16 protein-coding genes are annotated in these 16,666 nt (G+C 52.0%); 9 read left to right on the forward strand and 7 right to left on the reverse strand.

Going from position 1 to position 16,666, the window contains the following annotated elements; translation table 11 throughout:
* Positions 1-88: 88 nt before the first annotated feature.
* From IBT46_RS14920 to IBT46_RS14935, 4 genes are read right to left on the reverse strand one after another with little or no spacing between them, the layout of a single operon-like run.
* On the reverse strand, positions 89-892 hold the full coding sequence (locus IBT46_RS14920; protein ID WP_200546315.1) for a hypothetical protein: 804 nt from the start codon (positions 890-892) through the stop codon (positions 89-91).
* Between the two features lie 4 nt (positions 893-896).
* Positions 897-1,253, reverse strand: coding sequence for a hypothetical protein (locus IBT46_RS14925; RefSeq protein WP_200546316.1), 357 nt, complete (start codon positions 1,251-1,253; stop codon positions 897-899).
* 1 nt (position 1,254) lies between these two features.
* Entirely contained in the window at positions 1,255-1,677 is a 423-nt protein-coding gene (locus IBT46_RS14930; protein WP_200546317.1) for a hypothetical protein, read from the reverse strand.
* Entirely contained in the window at positions 1,655-1,957 is a 303-nt protein-coding gene (locus IBT46_RS14935; protein ID WP_200546318.1) for a DUF4258 domain-containing protein, read from the reverse strand. Before IBT46_RS14935 ends, IBT46_RS14930 begins: the two co-directional genes overlap by 23 nt.
* A 278-nt stretch (positions 1,958-2,235) precedes the next feature.
* Here IBT46_RS14935 and speB point away from each other — a divergent pair, with 278 nt between their 5' ends.
* The gene (speB, locus tag IBT46_RS14940) at positions 2,236-3,156 is read left to right on the forward strand and encodes an agmatinase (protein WP_200546319.1); all 921 of its coding nucleotides are present in this window, start codon (positions 2,236-2,238) and stop codon (positions 3,154-3,156) included.
* A 75-nt stretch (positions 3,157-3,231) separates the two neighbouring features.
* Here the strand turns inward: speB and IBT46_RS14945 are convergent, their stop codons facing one another.
* Positions 3,232-4,503 carry an OprD family outer membrane porin gene (locus IBT46_RS14945; protein ID WP_200546320.1) on the reverse strand — a complete coding sequence of 424 codons (1,272 nt, stop codon included), beginning with the start codon at positions 4,501-4,503 and terminating at the stop codon, positions 3,232-3,234.
* A 466-nt stretch (positions 4,504-4,969) separates the two neighbouring features.
* The gene (locus IBT46_RS14950) at positions 4,970-5,728 is read right to left on the reverse strand and encodes a M48 family metallopeptidase (RefSeq protein WP_200546321.1); all 759 of its coding nucleotides are present in this window, start codon (positions 5,726-5,728) and stop codon (positions 4,970-4,972) included.
* A gap of 289 nt (positions 5,729-6,017) precedes the next feature.
* Between IBT46_RS14950 and tkt the strand changes: the two genes are divergently transcribed.
* From tkt to IBT46_RS14985, 7 genes are all read left to right on the forward strand, one after another.
* Positions 6,018-8,009: a transketolase gene (tkt, locus tag IBT46_RS14955; protein WP_200546322.1), complete on the forward strand. Its 1,992-nt coding sequence runs from the start codon at positions 6,018-6,020 to the stop codon at positions 8,007-8,009.
* A 559-nt stretch (positions 8,010-8,568) separates the two neighbouring features.
* Complete coding sequence (epd, locus tag IBT46_RS14960; RefSeq protein WP_200546323.1) at positions 8,569-9,615, forward strand: erythrose-4-phosphate dehydrogenase; 1,047 nt, start codon at positions 8,569-8,571, stop codon at positions 9,613-9,615.
* A gap of 21 nt (positions 9,616-9,636) precedes the next feature.
* Positions 9,637-10,800: a phosphoglycerate kinase gene (gene pgk / locus IBT46_RS14965; RefSeq protein WP_200546324.1), complete on the forward strand. Its 1,164-nt coding sequence runs from the start codon at positions 9,637-9,639 to the stop codon at positions 10,798-10,800.
* A gap of 82 nt (positions 10,801-10,882) precedes the next feature.
* Positions 10,883-11,962, forward strand: coding sequence for a class II fructose-bisphosphate aldolase (gene fbaA, locus IBT46_RS14970; protein ID WP_123331122.1), 1,080 nt, complete (start codon positions 10,883-10,885; stop codon positions 11,960-11,962).
* Positions 11,963-12,143: 181 nt separating this feature from the next.
* On the forward strand, positions 12,144-13,016 hold the full coding sequence (gene mscS, locus IBT46_RS14975; protein WP_200546325.1) for a small-conductance mechanosensitive channel MscS: 873 nt from the start codon (positions 12,144-12,146) through the stop codon (positions 13,014-13,016).
* 245 nt (positions 13,017-13,261) lie between these two features.
* Entirely contained in the window at positions 13,262-13,882 is a 621-nt protein-coding gene (gene argO / locus IBT46_RS14980; RefSeq protein WP_200546326.1) for an arginine exporter ArgO, read from the forward strand.
* A gap of 151 nt (positions 13,883-14,033) precedes the next feature.
* Entirely contained in the window at positions 14,034-14,759 is a 726-nt protein-coding gene (locus IBT46_RS14985) for an oxidative stress defense protein (protein WP_105592356.1), read from the forward strand.
* Positions 14,760-14,826: 67 nt separating this feature from the next.
* On the opposite strand, the gene IBT46_RS14990 is transcribed toward IBT46_RS14985, so the two are convergent.
* Entirely contained in the window at positions 14,827-15,726 is a 900-nt protein-coding gene (locus IBT46_RS14990; RefSeq protein ID WP_105592355.1) for a LysR family transcriptional regulator ArgP, read from the reverse strand.
* Between the two features lie 201 nt (positions 15,727-15,927).
* Between IBT46_RS14990 and rpiA the strand changes: the two genes are divergently transcribed.
* The gene (rpiA, locus tag IBT46_RS14995; RefSeq protein ID WP_200546327.1) at positions 15,928-16,587 is read left to right on the forward strand and encodes a ribose-5-phosphate isomerase RpiA; all 660 of its coding nucleotides are present in this window, start codon (positions 15,928-15,930) and stop codon (positions 16,585-16,587) included.
* Positions 16,588-16,666 lie beyond the last annotated feature (79 nt).

The following is a 16,666-nucleotide window of genomic DNA, read 5'->3' on the forward strand; positions in this document are numbered from 1 at the left end:
GCTGAACGGTTATCCGTTCAGCCTTATCTGAGCTTTATTTACCACAGGTAAAATTTCAAGCAGTAAAGAATATCTCATCGCAACCATTTTATTTACAGCACATCATGCAAGGCTCAAAGCCAAACTTTTCCAGAAATGATTTTTCGAAGCTAAAATTTTTCGGGCCAAATTTTCTCAAACCGTACTGAAACAGTGCTTCCATCAGCGCCGGCTTTAACTCTTGTAGCCATAATTTCAACGCCTCTGAATCATTTTGCATATTGCGCGCAGGCTTATAACGCTTGTTACACACATCCTGGTGTTCAGCCATCAACGCCTTTGCTTTTTCAACTTTTTCATCAACAACTATTTTTATCTCTTCCAGAGATAGTGAACTAAACTGATAACGTCCGGAGTTGTTTTTCTGTAGCTTCACTGGTGGATTTTTCAATGCAAACTGCACGGAGAGGTGCAGGATAAATTTCTCTTCATCCTCCTGTAAAAGATGCCTGTTATCATGGGCAAATTTTTTGCATTTTAGTACTTCATTTTCCCCACGCACGGTGATTTCCGGGGGGACTTCAAAATTAATATAGTTGTTAAGCAATGCATTGCAATGTTCGGATTTATGATATTTTGGTGTTGTCTTATTATCAAATAATAAACTCATATTCTGAGTTTTCTGGCGTGCCTGATGAATAAAACGATTATCCAGTTCTTTGAACAGAGCCCGCGTTAACCAAAGTAGAGAAATATCACGATCGGTGAGCAGGAATCTTAAATTATCATTATCATAATACTGCTGGCACAGTGATACTGTTACATCTGAAAAATTAATGCCAAACTGGTAGGTCAGGCCACGATAGGAGCCCTGAGTAATAAAGTATTTTTCTACTTCAGTATGATTATTCACAGGCTCATCCCTTTAAAGCATCAACAATCTGTTGGCGAATTTTCTCATCCTGGGGCCAGTCTATGGAGAGCGTACCTCTTTCCATTAATGCTCCAATGCATGAGCGAGAAAGCTCATCCTCGCTGTACTCCTCGGCAGTTTTCTTAATCAGTGGAATGCTTTCCTTCGAAGTGAGAAGATATTCTGACAGCAGTTCACCGATCTTATCGTAAAACAAATTTGCTTTGTTCTGGCCGTAAATATCACACATCACATCGATCATGGCTGCAATTTTATGACTTGGTCGATAGCTGATAGTGACATATTCACTGCTGTTGCTGTTAGCTAAACGTTCGTTGATAACCTGAGAAAGTTTTTTCATTTTATTTTTTCACACTTGAAGAAAGAATTGATTTGATATCATCATGTTCTTGAGAATAAAAATTCTGTTGCTGATAATAGTTATTTTCCACCTGGCCGATCTGTCCATTTGGATCGATTTCGTATAGCCAGCTTTTATCAATGGATAATGAATTGTTTAATTCAGGATTACGTTTGTCCGCCTCTGATGCCAGCAGGTAGCGAGTGTCAAAATTTTCAACATCCTGATTGAAGAATTTATATACCAGGGTTTCAATCACTGCATTAACGACCTGAGAACGCGTATCATCGGTCAGCGCAGCCAGTTCATCCAGAATCGTCAGGTCAACTTTATTGATTTTTATGTTTAATTTAGTCGGGGTGTTTTTAGTCTGACCTAAAGATCCCTGACCAAAATGATCTTCATTTATCGTAACGTTTTTCATGGCTGTTTTTTCTCTTTTTAACATCGAACGAATTGTTATAGTAAGCGGTGATGAGCATCTCATTCACTTCAACTATTGTCAGTCCACCTCGCCCCTTCAGTTTTTCGAGCTGCTGAAGAAGACCAGATAATGTACCCATCATCGCGGTAATTGTTTTTTTATCCAGAATAACTTTTTCTCCATCGCCTGAATCTGAACCAAATTTAAGTGCGATATCAATCAAAGCCTGCTGAATACATCTCTCATTCATTCGTTTGTAAGCATGTCGTGTCAGATTCATAGCGCCTCCAGGTGATGAAAAGAGTATGAGGTCATTTTTTGCTTTCGTCAATAGTCTAAATTTGACTATTTCCAGCGGGACTGATTTTTTAGGGGGGAATGGGGTAAGCGCTTCACACGCGTTCCCCTGAACATGCTAAAATAAAGGCATAATCTGGTGTGATATTTCGTTCACCAATCTCAAATCCCTTTCTCGTCGGGCCTAACGACGCGGCGGGGATTTTTTTTCATCTGTAGCGAGCCGTCAGCGCTGGCTGAACAGTCAATTAAGGAGTCGTTATGCACAACACTTTGGGTAATCAGTATGATAACTCTCTGGTTTCAAATGCATTTGGATTTATGCGTTTCCCGGTCAACTTCCAGCCGTACGACAGCGATGCCGAATGGGTGATCACCGGCGTACCTTTTGATGCTGCGACTTCCGGCCGCCCTGGCAGCCGTCTGGGGCCGGGTGCTATTCGTCAGATCTCGACTAATCTGGCGTGGGAAGGCTGCCGCTGGCCGTGGCAGTTCAATCTGCGCGAACGTCTTAACGTGATTGACTGTGGCGATTTGGTGTATGCCTTCGGTGATTCGCAGGATCTGAGCGACAAGCTGCAGGCGCATGCAGAAAAGCTGCTGGCGAACGGCAAACGCATGCTGACCTTCGGCGGCGATCACTATATCTCACTGCCGCTGCTGCGCGCGCACGCGAAAACCTTCGGTAAGATGGCGCTGGTGCACTTCGATGCCCACACCGATACCTATGACAACGGCCCAACTTTCGACCATGGCACTATGTTCTATACCGCGCCGAAAGAGGGGCTGATCTCGCCGGAACATTCGGTGCAGATTGGTATCCGCACCGAATTTGATCGCTCATTGGGCTTTAACGTGCTGGATGCGGCGCAGGTTAACGATCGCAGCGTCGACGATATCCTTGCTCAGGTGAAACAGATCGTCGGCGATCTGCCAATCTATCTGACCTTTGACATCGACTGCCTCGATCCTGCTCACGCACCGGGTACTGGTACGCCGGTTATCGGTGGGCTGACCAGCGATAAAGCCACCAAACTGATCCGTGGCCTGCAGGGAATGAACATTGTGGGAATGGACCTGGTCGAAGTGGCGCCAGGCTACGACCAGTCGGATATCACTGCTCTGGCAGCGGCAACGCTGGCGTTAGATATGCTGCACGTTCAGGCAGCTAACAAAGGCTAAGCCCGATAACGACTGCCGCGCAATGGCGTGCGGCAGTCGTCTTTTCTTCTGTCATTTCGCGATGAAATAACTTCGTTAAAACGCGCTAAACGGGTAATCAACGTATACGCGAACCTCGTTACCCCCGACGTTATAATCGCTGGCGTTGCTGGATACCCGCAGTATGGAATAACGCAGGGTCAGCTTCAGGTCTTTCGCCGGACCGTTTTGCACCTGATACTGAATCTGGTTAAACCACTCGTGTTCCTTACCGTTGCGGGTTTCAGCGGTTTCAATGTTATCCCCGCGAACGTAAGCAGTAGTCCAGCTCATCCCCGGCACGCCCACACCGGAAAAATCCAGCCCGTAAGAAGCCTGCCATGAATGCTCGCCTTCACCATTAAAATCCGACCAGTAGGAGTTGGACAGCCAGATAGTGTTACCGCCGTCGCCTGTGCCGTCAGCATTGCGATAGCCACCGTATTGATAACCGGTACTGCCGCTGCTGTGCTGATAAGCCAGTTCGAAGGTTTGAACATCCCAGATATAGCTCGCCGCCAGGCTCCAGATAGTGTTATTGCGGCCGGTATCGAGCCTGCGCGCATAGTCAGAATCAAGACGCGAGTTATAGCCGTTGAAGTCGAGGATCAGCTTTTGTTTATTGCTGAATGGCTGATTATAGTTCATGCCAAGATACTGTTTTTTAAGCACGTCTTTAACATCGGAAGCATAGGCCGAGCCGCTGAATCGATCGCTGAACTGATAGCTGGCACCGCCGAATGACAGGCTTTTCAGGCCGCTGTTGTGGCGGTCGTCGCTTTTACGCTGCTCGTCCGTGAAGTAACCGGCGTTGATCTCCAGCCCGGTAATTTCTTTCGAGGTCAGCATTGTTCCGGTATAGGTTTCCAGCAGCAGGCGTGAGTCATCGGCATAGAGAATGGGCAAAATGGGGTACTGATTACCGTAGCTCAGTACGGTGTTCGAAATGCGCATTTTGGCGGTAGCGCCAAATTTTGCCAGATCGCGTTTAGCCCGACCGCCGTCGTTCCCCTGTTTGAAGAAGTCGATGCCGCTGGCGCCGCTGCGACCGCGTCCGCCATCAAGGCGAACGGCGTACTGCGCGATGCCGTCAACGCCGAAACCAATCAGCCCTTCGGTATAGCCTGAATGGAATTTGGTAATCGCACCCTGGCCCCATTCGGCTTTATCCTGCACGCCGTTGCGGTAATCGCGGTCAATATAAGCGTTACGTAACAGCAGGTCTAAATGGCTGTCTGCGATAAAACCTTTGCTGTCTGCTTGCTCGCTGGCGATGGCCGGTATTACGGCACATAAGTTTAATGTAATTAATAATAGTTCTTTTTTCACTGGAGTTAATTCTCTTGCTGAATAATATGAAATATAAATTTTACCCCGATGGTATTCACCACAGGTTAAGCGATTGCAATCGTTAAATACCTATTAGGCCCAGGCTCAGAGCGCTATGCAAGAACTTTGTATTTGAATTACCTGCAATGTTTGATTTGGTCTTTCCTGAGGCAGGAATAATAAAGTGCATAAATGGATGAGTTATGATTTTTTATAATTTCTGGCGGAGATGAATCTGTCCGGGAATCTGGGTTGTAATTAGAATAATTAACACGTCGTGCGATTTAGTCGGCAAATTATGCTTTGTTAATGTCTTTTGTATTAAATTTATAATCTATGTTTATTATTAATCAAATTATCTTCAACGTCGTTTTCAATGCGTGGACTGTCAGCCTGATTGTGCTGCTCATTGTCCATCTGTTAATGCGGGCTATCCGCTGGAAGTGACGGTTAGCCCGCTTTGAGTTTATTTGATTCCGTCTGCCGCCATACGTTCGCGAATATGCTGCGCTCGCGCTTCAGAAGCCGGATGATCGTCGAACATGGAACTCTCCCGTCCCGCTTCCAGCTTCGCCAGTTTTTCAAAGCTGGTGGCCAGTCCTGCCGGGTTTATGTTGCGTTTGCGCAGCAGATCGTAGGAATAATCATCTGCTTCCGACTCCTGACGCTGCGAGAACTGTGAATTCACCAGTTTTTCACCGATATCCCCAAGCTGCGACTGGGAAAGGGAAGCGGCAATGCCGCCGGCAGATGCAGCGGCGGTGCGAGCGGCCGTTGTCGCGTAGGCCACTTGCATAGCCTTGCGCGAGTGTCCTAGCGCAACGTGGCCCATTTCATGGCCCAGAACCGCCTCAACTTCATTGTCGGTCATCATATCCATCAGGCCGCTGTAAACCCGGATACAGCCATTTGCCATCGCCCAGGCATTGACGTCTTTGGTGAGGTAAACCTTGTAGTTTGCCGGCGTGCCGTTGATGTTATCGCCCAGTGCGGCAGAAATTTTGTTTAAACGCTTGGTATAGCTGCTGTTGGCATCAGCGATTGGTGTGGTGCTGTCCATTTGCTGGCAGGATTTGTCACTTAGCTCTTTTACCTGCGCATCGCTCAGCGTGGCAGCCTGAAACGCCTGTGCGCCGGACTGCATCAGTCCATTGTTGTCGAAGTTCTGACAGCCAGAAATAAGGGTTGCCAGCGCCAGGGCAGCTAAAGAAATGCGTTTCTTCATTCCGGTTTATCCATTATTAGTAACAAGGTAAATAAATCATTAAGTTAGCGAGTGGAAGGGTGGTTAATAACCCGCCAGATAGTTGAGTTATAGCCTCTGCTGTCGTCTTTGCCTAGTCGGGAGATTCCCAAAGTGCAACTTATGTGATTATTTTTACATCCTGCGCCATGTACATGTTACCCATATTTCATGTACATTGATGGTCGACTTTCCTTCGGCTTTGCCTGATAACTCATTAATTACAATAGGTTAAGTACGGCGAAGCGTTAAATCCGACCTGGAGTAGAAAATGTCTTCTCGTAAAGAGCTTGCCAACGCCATTCGCGCATTAAGTATGGATGCGGTACAGAAAGCCAAATCCGGCCACCCGGGTGCCCCAATGGGTATGGCTGATATCGCTGAAGTTCTGTGGCGCGACTTCCTGAACCACAACCCGTCTAACCCGCTGTGGGCCGACCGTGACCGCTTCGTACTTTCCAACGGCCATGGTTCAATGCTGATTTACAGCCTGCTGCACCTCACAGGCTACGATCTGCCAATCGGCGAACTGGCTAACTTTCGTCAGCTGCATTCCAAAACCCCAGGTCACCCAGAATACGGTTACACCGCAGGCGTAGAAACCACCACCGGTCCGCTGGGCCAGGGTATTGCTAACGCCGTTGGCTTTGCGATTGCCGAGCGCACGCTGGCCGCACAGTTTAACCGTCCTGGGCACGACGTTGTTGACCATAACACCTACGTGTTCATGGGCGACGGCTGCATGATGGAAGGCATCTCACACGAAGTCTGCTCACTGGCGGGTACGCTGAAGCTGGGCAAACTGGTGGCGTTCTATGATGACAACGGCATCTCTATCGATGGTCACATTGAAGGCTGGTTCACCGACGATACCGCGAAGCGCTTTGAGTCTTACGGCTGGCACGTAGTACGCGGCATCGACGGCCATGACGCTGAAGCGATTAAAAAGGCAGTAGAAGAAGCGAAAGCGGTTACCGATAAGCCTTCACTGCTGATGTGCAAAACCATCATTGGCTTCGGTTCACCGAACAAAGCCGGTACTCACGATTCCCACGGTGCACCGCTGGGCGATGCTGAAATTGAACTGACTCGCAAGCAGCTGGGCTGGACTCATGCACCGTTCGAAATTCCACAGGACATTTATGCTCAGTGGGATGCGAAAGAAGCAGGCCAGGCGAAAGAATCTGCATGGGATGAGAAATTTGCCGCCTATGCGAAAGCCTTCCCTGAGCTGGCAGCCGAGTTCAAACGCCGCGTAAGCAACGAGCTGCCGGCTAACTGGGCAGAAGAGTCGCAGAAATTTGTTGAGCAGCTGCAGGCTAATCCGGCGAAAATCGCCAGCCGTAAAGCGTCTCAGAATGCGATCGAAGCGTTCGGTAAACTGCTGCCGGAATACCTGGGCGGCTCCGCTGACCTGGCGCCAAGCAACCTGACCATGTGGTCCGGTTCTAAGCCAATCAACGAAGATGCAGCGGGTAACTACATCCATTACGGCGTGCGCGAATTCGGTATGACCGCGATCGCTAACGGTATCACCCTGCACGGTGGTTTCCTGCCTTACACCGCAACCTTCCTGATGTTTGTGGAATACGCGCGTAACGCGGTACGTATGGCGGCACTGATGAAGGTCCGTCAGGTGCTGGTTTACACCCACGACTCTATCGGTCTGGGCGAAGACGGCCCGACTCACCAGCCTGTTGAGCAGCTGGCCAGCCTGCGCGTTACGCCAAACGTGAGCGCATGGCGTCCATGTGACCAGGTTGAATCCGCAGTGGCCTGGAAATACGGTATCGAGCGCCATGACGGTCCTACCGCACTGATCCTGTCCCGTCAGAACCTGGCACAGCAGGAGCGTACCCCTGAGCAGCTGGCGAACATCGCTCGCGGTGGTTACGTGCTGAAAGACAGCGCGGGCACCCCTGATGTGATCCTGATTGCGACCGGTTCAGAAGTTGAGCTGGCGGTTGGCGCATTCGACAAACTGACTGCGGAAGGCCACAAAGTTCGCGTGGTGTCTATGCCGTCTACCGATGCCTTCGACAAGCAGGATGCTGCCTACCGTGAATCCGTGCTGCCGAAAGCGGTTAGCGCTCGCGTAGCGATTGAAGCGGGTATCGCGGACTACTGGTTCAAATACACCGGTCTGAACGGCGCTATCGTCGGCATGACCAGCTTCGGTGAATCTGCACCAGCTGAGCAGCTGTTCGACCTGTTTGGCTTCACCGTGGACAACGTTGTCGCTAAAGCGAAAGGCCTGCTGTAATCCTTTCCAACCGGCCCTTAATCGGGCTGGTTTACCGAAAAAAGCACCGCCAGGCGGTGCTTTTTTTTTCGCTCGCCGATCGTGACTGGCGATGTTCAATTTCTACAAATTCTCGCCCCGGCTCCTTTCAGCAATGTACGGCATGAAATTTCATCATTCTCTGAAGCGTTGTCCGAAAGGATGATACCCCTTGGTTGTCTGGTGTTATTGGAGCGTGAAATCACCGATTAAGCGCATCATCGGGAGGCGGTTTACATAAAGTGGTATTCGTCTAAAATTTCATCGTGAAAAGCGAAGGGGTGGATAATTATGCGCCAGAATGTGCCATTTTTTGCGTAATTTTGTGACGCAGATCGAAAGTTAAGCGCCGCAATTGATCACGGTCATTCCTATTATTCCTGACTTCTATTATTCTAGCTGAAGCGTTTCAGTTTGATTGTCACCGCCGATGCAGCCGCTGGCCTGCCACGGAGGGGGCGCAAGAATTTCCTGTACAAATCGCGGCGTCTGGCTCAGGCTAATCGTCCGATTTCATAGAGAATTCTGATGCAGGAGTAATATGACGGTTCGCATTGCCATTAACGGATTTGGTCGCATCGGGCGCAATGTTCTGCGTGCGCTGTACGAAACCGGACGTCGTGCTGAAATTACGGTGGTTGCCATTAACGAGCTGGCTGATGCCGCCGGAATGGCCCATCTGTTGAAATACGACACCAGCCATGGCCGCTTTGCCTGGGATGTGCGCCAGGAGCGCGATCTGCTGTCGGTTGGCGATGACACTATCCGCCTGCTGCATCACGCCGATATAGCCTCTCTGCCGTGGCGCGAACTGAATGTGGATATCGTGCTGGACTGCACCGGGGTCTACGGCAGCCGTGCCGACGGCGAAGCGCATCTGCTTTCAGGGGCAAAAAAAGTGTTGTTCTCCCATCCTGGAGGCAATGACCTGGACGCCACGGTCGTTTTCGGTGTGAATGAGCAAGAGCTGCTGCCGGAACATCTGTTGGTATCGAACGCGTCCTGCACCACGAACTGTATTATTCCAATAATCAAACTGCTGGATGATGCGTGGGGGATTGAGTCGGGTACGGTAACCACCATCCACTCCGCGATGCACGATCAGCAGGTGATTGATGCCTATCATCCCGATCTGCGGCGTACTCGTGCGGCCAGCCAGTCGATTATTCCGGTTGATACGCGTCTGGCCGCTGGCATCACCCGCATTTTTCCGAAATTTAATGACCGTTTCGAAGCGATTGCCGTACGCGTGCCGACGATTAACGTGACGGCGATTGACCTCAGCGTCAGCGTGCGGGATGCGGTTAAGGCCAGTGAGGTCAACGCCCTGCTGCAAAGTGCGTCAGAAGGGGCTTTTAGTGGTATAGTTGACTACACGGAATTACCGTTAGTCTCTATTGATTTTAATCACGACCCGCACAGTGCCATCGTTGACGGCACGCAGACCCGGGTCAGTGGTCAGCACCTGATTAAGACCTTGGTCTGGTGTGATAACGAATGGGGCTTTGCTAACAGAATGCTGGATACCACGTTAGCGATGGCCGATATCGGTTTCAGTCAGGACGCGGCTGCGTCTGTAAAACTTTGAGAATCAACGAGAGGGTTCACCATGTCTGTAATTAAGATGACCGATCTGGATCTTGCTGGTAAACGTGTTCTGATCCGTGCCGATCTGAACGTGCCGGTAAAAGAAGGGAAAGTGACGTCAGATGCACGTATCCGTGCTTCTCTACCGACTATCGAAGCGGCTCTGAAGCAGGGCGCAAAAGTGATGGTTACCTCCCACCTGGGCCGTCCGGTTGAAGGTGAGTACAACGAAGAGTTCTCTCTGCTGCCGGTGGTTAACTACCTGAAAGATAAGCTGGGCGCGGATACCGTTTCCCTGGCGAAAGATTACCTGGACGGCGTTGAGCTGGAAGCCGGTAAGCTGGTGGTGCTGGAAAACGTTCGCTTCAACAAAGGCGAGAAGAAAGACGACGAAGCCCTCTCTAAAAAATACGCCGCGCTGTGCGACATCTTCGTGATGGACGCCTTCGGCACCGCACACCGCGCGCAGGCCTCTACTCACGGCGTGGGCAAATTTGCCCCGGTTGCCTGTGCAGGTCCGCTGCTGTCAGCCGAACTGGAAGCATTAGGTAAAGCCCTGTCTAACCCTGAGCGCCCAATGGTTGCCGTGGTCGGTGGTTCTAAAGTTTCCACTAAATTCGACGTGCTGAACTCGCTGGTGAAAATTGCCGACACCGTTATCGTCGGCGGCGGCATCGCCAACACCTTCGTGGCTATCGACAACAACGTCGGCAAGTCTCTGTATGAGCCAGATTTCGTTGAAGCGGCGAAAAAACTGCGCGACGAGTTCAAAATCCCGGTTCCTACCGATTCACGCGTGGGTACCGAGTTCTCTGAAACCGCACCTTCAACCGTGAAGAAAGTGAGCGAAGTTCAGGACAACGAAGAGATCATGGACTTCGGCGACGAAACCGCACTGGCAATGGCTAAGCTGTTGAAAGAAGCCAAAACCATCCTGTGGAACGGCCCGGTTGGCGTGTTCGAATTCCCGAACTTCCGTAAAGGCACTGAAATCGTTGCTAAAGCGATCGCCGACAGCGAAGCTTTCTCCATCGCTGGCGGTGGTGATACGCTGGCCGCTATCGATCTGTTCGGTATCGAAGATAAAATTTCCTACATCTCTACCGGCGGTGGTGCTTTCCTGGAGTTCGTGGAAGGCAAAACTCTGCCAGCAGTCGCCATGCTGCAAGAGCGTGCTAAGCAGTAATTAAACCTCGGGGCGGAGCCGCGTAAGGCTCCGCGTGAGAACAGAATCCTTTAATACGACCGAAGAAACAGGACAAGCTAACATGTCTAAAATTTTTGATTTCGTAAAACCAGGCGTTGTCACCGGCGATGACGTGCAGAAGATCTTCAAAGTAGCGAAAGAAAACAAATTCGCTCTGCCAGCGGTTAACTGCGTCGGTACCGACTCAATCAACGCCGTGCTGGAAGCTGCTGCAAAAGTAAAATCTCCGGTCATCGTTCAGTTCTCTAACGGCGGTGCTGCTTTTATCGCTGGTAAAGGCCTGAAATCTGACAAGCCACAGGCTGCTGCAATCCTGGGTGCGATCGCTGGTGCACATCATGTGCATCTGATGGCAGAGCACTACGGCGTGCCGGTTATCCTGCATACCGACCACTGCGCGAAGAAACTGCTGCCGTGGATCGACGGTCTGCTGGATGCGGGTGAAGCTCACTTCGCTAAAACCGGTAAGCCACTGTTCTCTTCTCACATGATCGATCTGTCTGAAGAGTCTCTGGAAGAGAACATCGAGATTTCCAGCAAATATCTGGCTCGCATGGCGAAGCTCGATATGACTCTGGAAATCGAACTGGGCTGCACCGGCGGTGAAGAAGATGGCGTGGACAACAGCCATATGGACGCATCTGCACTGTACACTCAGCCAGAAGACGTTGATTACGCTTACACCGAGCTGAGCAAAATCAGCCCGCGTTTCACTATCGCTGCCTCTTTCGGTAACGTACACGGCGTGTACAAGCCAGGTAACGTGAAGCTGACCCCAACTATCCTGCGCGACTCTCAGGATTACGTCAGCAAGAAACACAACCTGCCGCACAACTCCCTGGACTTCGTGTTCCACGGTGGTTCCGGTTCTTCAGCTGCTGAAATCGAAGAATCTATCGGCTACGGCGTGATCAAAATGAACATCGATACCGATACCCAGTGGGCAACATGGGACGGTATTCTGCAGTTCTACAAAAAGAACGAAGACTATCTGCAGGGCCAGCTGGGTAACCCAAATGGCGTGGATAGCCCGAACAAGAAATACTATGACCCCCGCGTGTGGCTGCGTTCAGCTCAGGCGTCCATGGTTGTTCGTCTGGAGCAGGCCTTCAAAGAACTGAACGCGATCGACGTTCTGTAATTTGTCCGCTGTGCAAAAAAGGCCCGAAAGGGCCTTTTTTTATGCAATTTCCCCATAAATTCCAGCTGATTACGTCAGAAACCTGGCAGATTCTCGCGCTGTTGCTTACCCTTAATGCTCAGGCTGCCGCCAGGCGGCACAGTTTTGAACGCCTCTTTTGGGCAAACAACAGGATGGGAAAATGGAAGATTTAAACGTGGTCGATGGCATCAGCAATGCGGGGAGCTGGCTGGTGCGCAACCAGGCGCTGCTGCTGAGCTATGCGGTAAACATTGTGGCAGCGATAGCAATCATCATCATCGGGATGCTGGTTGCGCGCATTGTTTCCAATACGATCAATCGCCTGATGCGCGCCCGTCACCTTGATGCAACGGTGGCTGATTTCCTTTCTGCGCTGGTGCGTTACGGCATTATCGCCTTCACGCTGATTGCCGCGCTGGGCCGCGTGGGCGTGCAGACCGCCTCGGTGATTGCCGTACTCGGTGCCGCCGGTCTGGCCATCGGTCTTGCACTGCAAGGCTCGCTTTCTAACCTGGCGGCCGGCGTGCTGCTGGTCACCTTCCGCCCGTTCCGTACGGGTGAGTTTATTGATATCGGCGTGATGGGAACGGTACAGAACGTGCAGATTTTCTCTACCACGCTGAAAACCGCCGACGGCAAAATTGTCGTGGTGCCCAACGGGAAAATCATCGCCGGTAATATCACTAACTTCTCCCGCGAGCCGGAGCGCCGTAATGAGTTTATTATCGGCGTGGCCTACGATGCGGATGTGGATGAAGTGATTACGCTGCTGCGCGGTATTGTTGAGGCGGAACCGCGTGTGCTGCAGGAACGCGGCGTGCAGATTGGCCTGAACGAGATGGCACCATCTTCGCTGAACTTCGTCGTGCGCTGCTGGAGCAAGGCCGGTGATCTGCAGCAGGTTTACTGGGATCTGATGAAGGAGTTTAAAAACGCTCTGGATGCGAAAGAAATCGGCATCCCTTATCCGCAGATGGATGTTCACCTGCATCAGACCAAAGCGCCGGAAGTCGATCTGACCAAAGAGGCATAACTGGCCCAGGCCATATGCCCTCTGCCCCTGCGGGCAGGGGGCTTTTTTTTGCCACAACGCCGCACAGCCGGCAGCCCCCTTTAAACCTGAAGACCACGACTGCGGTTTTACATCCTCACGCCGTGTTGCCATTCGCCATTACGGAATATTAGCGAAAGTGATGGGTCATTAAATTATAAAGTTTCCCCTAATGATGAGGCCGCTATACACTTGCCGCAAATCGAGTGTAAATGAGGTCTTTTTTTATGTTATCCGTTTATTTTCAGGGTGTTGCAATGGGTGCGGCGCTGATCCTGCCGCTGGGGCCGCAAAATGCATTTGTGATGAACCAGGGCGTTCGCCGCCAGTATCATCTGATGACCGCCGCGCTCTGCACGCTGAGCGATATTCTGCTGATCTGCGGCGGTATTTTTGGCGGCAGCGCGCTGCTCAGCCAGTCGGTTCTGTTGCTGAACCTGGTCACCTGGGCGGGCGTGGCGTTCCTGTTATGGTATGGCTGGGGCGCGCTGCGCACCGCGTTCAGCGGGGATGTCCAACTGGCTGCCGCCGGAGCGATGAAGCAGAGCCGCTGGCGGATTATTGTCACTATGATCGCCGTAACCTGGCTCAATCCGCACGTTTACATCGACACCTTCGTGCTGCTGGGTAGCCTGGGAGGGCAACTGCCGGAAGAGGCGCGACGCTGGTTCGCCTTTGGTTCGATCAGTACCTCAATCGTCTGGTTCTTCGGGTTGGCGATGCTAGCCGCCTGGCTGGCCCCGGTGCTGAATACCCCGCGCGCGCAGAGGATTATTAATCTGCTGGTGGGCGGCGTAATGTGGGTGATTGCACTCAAGCTGGCGATGCAGGCGCTGCATTTCTATTAACGGGAACTCACTTCCAGAATTCAGGTCATAGCGTGACGGGATACGGCGCTCTACACTGTATCGTGACAAATAGACGGAACATTACACTGCCGCAGCACCCGGCTCCGGCAGTGCCCGATCTGATACATATGACACCCCCATGGAGGACGCAGTGAAGCTCACTAAACTGGCTCTGGCCGCAATGATTGTTCTGGGTAGTTTACCGTTGGTGACGCAGGCTGATGAACTGCCTGCCGGCCCGCACGTGGTCACTTCAGGCCAGTCCAGCGTGGACGCCGCGCCGGATATTGCTACCCTTGCGATTGAAGTTAATATCACCGCGAAAGATGCTGCTGAAGCCAAAAAGCAGGCCGATACCCGCGTTCAGCAATATTTTGATTTCCTGAATAAAAGCGGCATTGAGAAGAAAGATATCAATGCGGCCAACCTGCGTACCCAGCCGGAGTACGATTACCTGAAAGACGGCAAGTCGGTGCTGAAGGGCTATCGCGCCGTGCGCCAGGTGCAGGTTACGCTGCGTCAGCTGGATAAGCTCAACGAGCTGCTGGATGGCGCGCTGAAGAACGGCCTGAACGAAATCCGCTCCGTCGAGCTGGGCGTGGCCGATCCTGAACAGTATCGTCAGAAGGCGCGTAAAGCGGCAATTGATGATGCGATTAAGCAGGCGGGCGAGCTAGCCCAGGGCTTTGGCAGCAAGCTTGGACCAGTCTACAGCGTGCGCTATCACGTTGCCAACTACCAGCCGATGCCAATGGCGCGGATGTATAAATCGGCGGATGCGGCTCCGATGACCTCTGCGGCACAAACCTATGAACAGCAGAGTATTCATTTCGACGATCAGGTTGATGTGGTCTTTGAATTGCAGCGCAATCCGTAAGCCATAACGCACTGCGGGCGGACCAGAACAACTGGCCCGCCCGCAGCTGACTCAAAACGTTTCCCGCCTAAACCGTATCCTGACGCAGAACGCGATGGCCGTGAGCCAGCAGCGCATCGGTAACTTTGCGCATCAGGCGGCTTTCCGGGGCGAAGCGGTGCCAGTAGAGCATACGGCGCTGTAACAGGCCCGGCGTCAGATCGATCAGCTCACCTTCCGCCAGTTCGCGCTCAATTTGCAGATGCGGGATCATACAGCAGGTGGTGCCCTGGCGTGCCAGCTGTACGAAGGCTTCCGACGAGTTCACGATATGGCAGGGTACGCTGCCCGGTGACAAATCGAAGTTCTGCTGCAGGAAGGCCTGATGCATATCATCCAGATGGTCAAACGCCACCGCCGGCGCTTTCAGCAGCGCGGAGCGGGTGACGCCGTTCGGGAAGTAGCGCGCGGCAAACTCTTTCGACCCGACAAACAGGTAGTCCAGCGCGCCCAGCTGATCGACCAGGCAGCTCGGCAGCGGCTGTGGCTGAATACTGATTGCGCCAACGACTTCGCCACGGCGCAGACGTTCCTGGGTTCGCGTTTCATCTTCAACCTGAATATTCAGGCGGACCGGAGAGTCGGTCAGCACGGTTTTCAGCGCCGGTAACAGCCAGGTTGCCAGACTGTCGGCGTTCACCGCCAGCGACAGCAACAGTGGCGTGGTGCCACCGCTGTCATCACCCAGCCACTCTTCTTCCAGTAGCTCAACCTGGTGCAGCAGCGCCAGCAGCTTTTGCCCCTGTTCGGTCGGGCGGGGCGGGACGGTACGCACCAGCAGCGGCTGGCCAAACATATTTTCCAGCTGCTTGATACGTTGCGAAACAGCTGACTGGGTAATACAGAGCTTTTGTGCGGCGCGTTCAAAGCCGCGTTCACGAATCACTGCATCCAGCGCCTGAAGCGTTCGATAATCGGGACGTTTCATTAATCGTTATACTCTTCTCAGGTGTGGTTTAAGCACTATGCCACAGTTTTTATCTTTTGCGCGGGCAAACGTCACTTTGTGAATCAACCACTTTGTGGGCCAGCTTCCATTCCTGCTCATCAGTCACTCTCATGGGCGATTATTTTTGCAGTCATTGCTTTATACTACGCGCACACAGTGACTCACAGGTTTAAACATATCATGACGCAGGATGAACTGAAAAAAGCCGTTGGCTGGGCAGCGCTCGACTACGTGACTCCCGGCACCATTGTTGGCGTAGGAACCGGCTCTACCGCCGCGCATTTTATTGATGCACTGGGATCGATTAAACACCAGATTGAGGGCGCGGTTTCCAGCTCCGAAGCCTCCACCGCTAAACTCAAAGAGTTAGGTATTCACGTTTTCAATCTTAACGAAGTTGACTCTCTGGCGGTGTATGTTGACGGCGCCGACGAGATTAACGGCCAGATGCAGATGATCAAAGGCGGCGGTGCCGCGCTGACCCGCGAAAAAATCGTTGCGGCAGTGGCCGAGCGCTTTATCTGTATTGCCGATGCCACCAAGCAGGTTGACGTGTTGGGCAAGTTCCCGCTGCCGGTTGAAGTGATCCCGATGGCGCGCTCCTACGTTGCCCGTGAGTTGGTGAAGCTGGGCGGCCTGCCTGAATACCGTCAGGACGTGGTCACCGACAACGGCAATATCATTCTGGATGTCTACAACCTCAAGATCCTTGACCCGATCGCACTGGAAGTGGCCATCAACGCGCTGCCGGGTGTGGTGACCGTCGGCCTGTTTGCTGCTCGTGGTGCGGACGTGGCGCTCATCGGCACCGCAAACGGCGTGAAGACTATTACCAAATGATCTGTCAGGCACCCGTGCGGTGCCTGTTATTTTGATCTAAAAAACATCTTTTCTTTTACGGTCAAAATTTAGTGACTTA

Origin of the sequence: Erwinia sp. S38, assembly GCF_016624545.1 — a bacterium.
Classification (GTDB): Bacteria; Pseudomonadota; Gammaproteobacteria; order Enterobacterales; family Enterobacteriaceae; genus Erwinia; species Erwinia coffeiphila.

Coding starts and splice junctions, on each gene's coding strand:
- IBT46_RS14990 (WP_105592355.1), bottom strand. CDS start 15,726: ATGAAACGTCCCGATTATCGAACGCTTCAGGCGCTGGATGCAGTGATT.
- IBT46_RS14950 (WP_200546321.1), bottom strand. CDS start 5,728: ATGAAGAAACGCATTTCTTTAGCTGCCCTGGCGCTGGCAACCCTTATT.
- IBT46_RS14925 (WP_200546316.1), bottom strand. CDS start 1,253: ATGAAAAAACTTTCTCAGGTTATCAACGAACGTTTAGCTAACAGCAAC.
- pgk (WP_200546324.1), top strand. CDS start 9,637: ATGTCTGTAATTAAGATGACCGATCTGGATCTTGCTGGTAAACGTGTT.
- fbaA (WP_123331122.1), top strand. CDS start 10,883: ATGTCTAAAATTTTTGATTTCGTAAAACCAGGCGTTGTCACCGGCGAT.
- epd (WP_200546323.1), top strand. CDS start 8,569: ATGACGGTTCGCATTGCCATTAACGGATTTGGTCGCATCGGGCGCAAT.
- tkt (WP_200546322.1), top strand. CDS start 6,018: ATGTCTTCTCGTAAAGAGCTTGCCAACGCCATTCGCGCATTAAGTATG.
- rpiA (WP_200546327.1), top strand. CDS start 15,928: ATGACGCAGGATGAACTGAAAAAAGCCGTTGGCTGGGCAGCGCTCGAC.
- argO (WP_200546326.1), top strand. CDS start 13,262: ATGTTATCCGTTTATTTTCAGGGTGTTGCAATGGGTGCGGCGCTGATC.
- speB (WP_200546319.1), top strand. CDS start 2,236: ATGCACAACACTTTGGGTAATCAGTATGATAACTCTCTGGTTTCAAAT.
- mscS (WP_200546325.1), top strand. CDS start 12,144: ATGGAAGATTTAAACGTGGTCGATGGCATCAGCAATGCGGGGAGCTGG.
- IBT46_RS14930 (WP_200546317.1), bottom strand. CDS start 1,677: ATGAAAAACGTTACGATAAATGAAGATCATTTTGGTCAGGGATCTTTA.
- IBT46_RS14935 (WP_200546318.1), bottom strand. CDS start 1,957: ATGAATCTGACACGACATGCTTACAAACGAATGAATGAGAGATGTATT.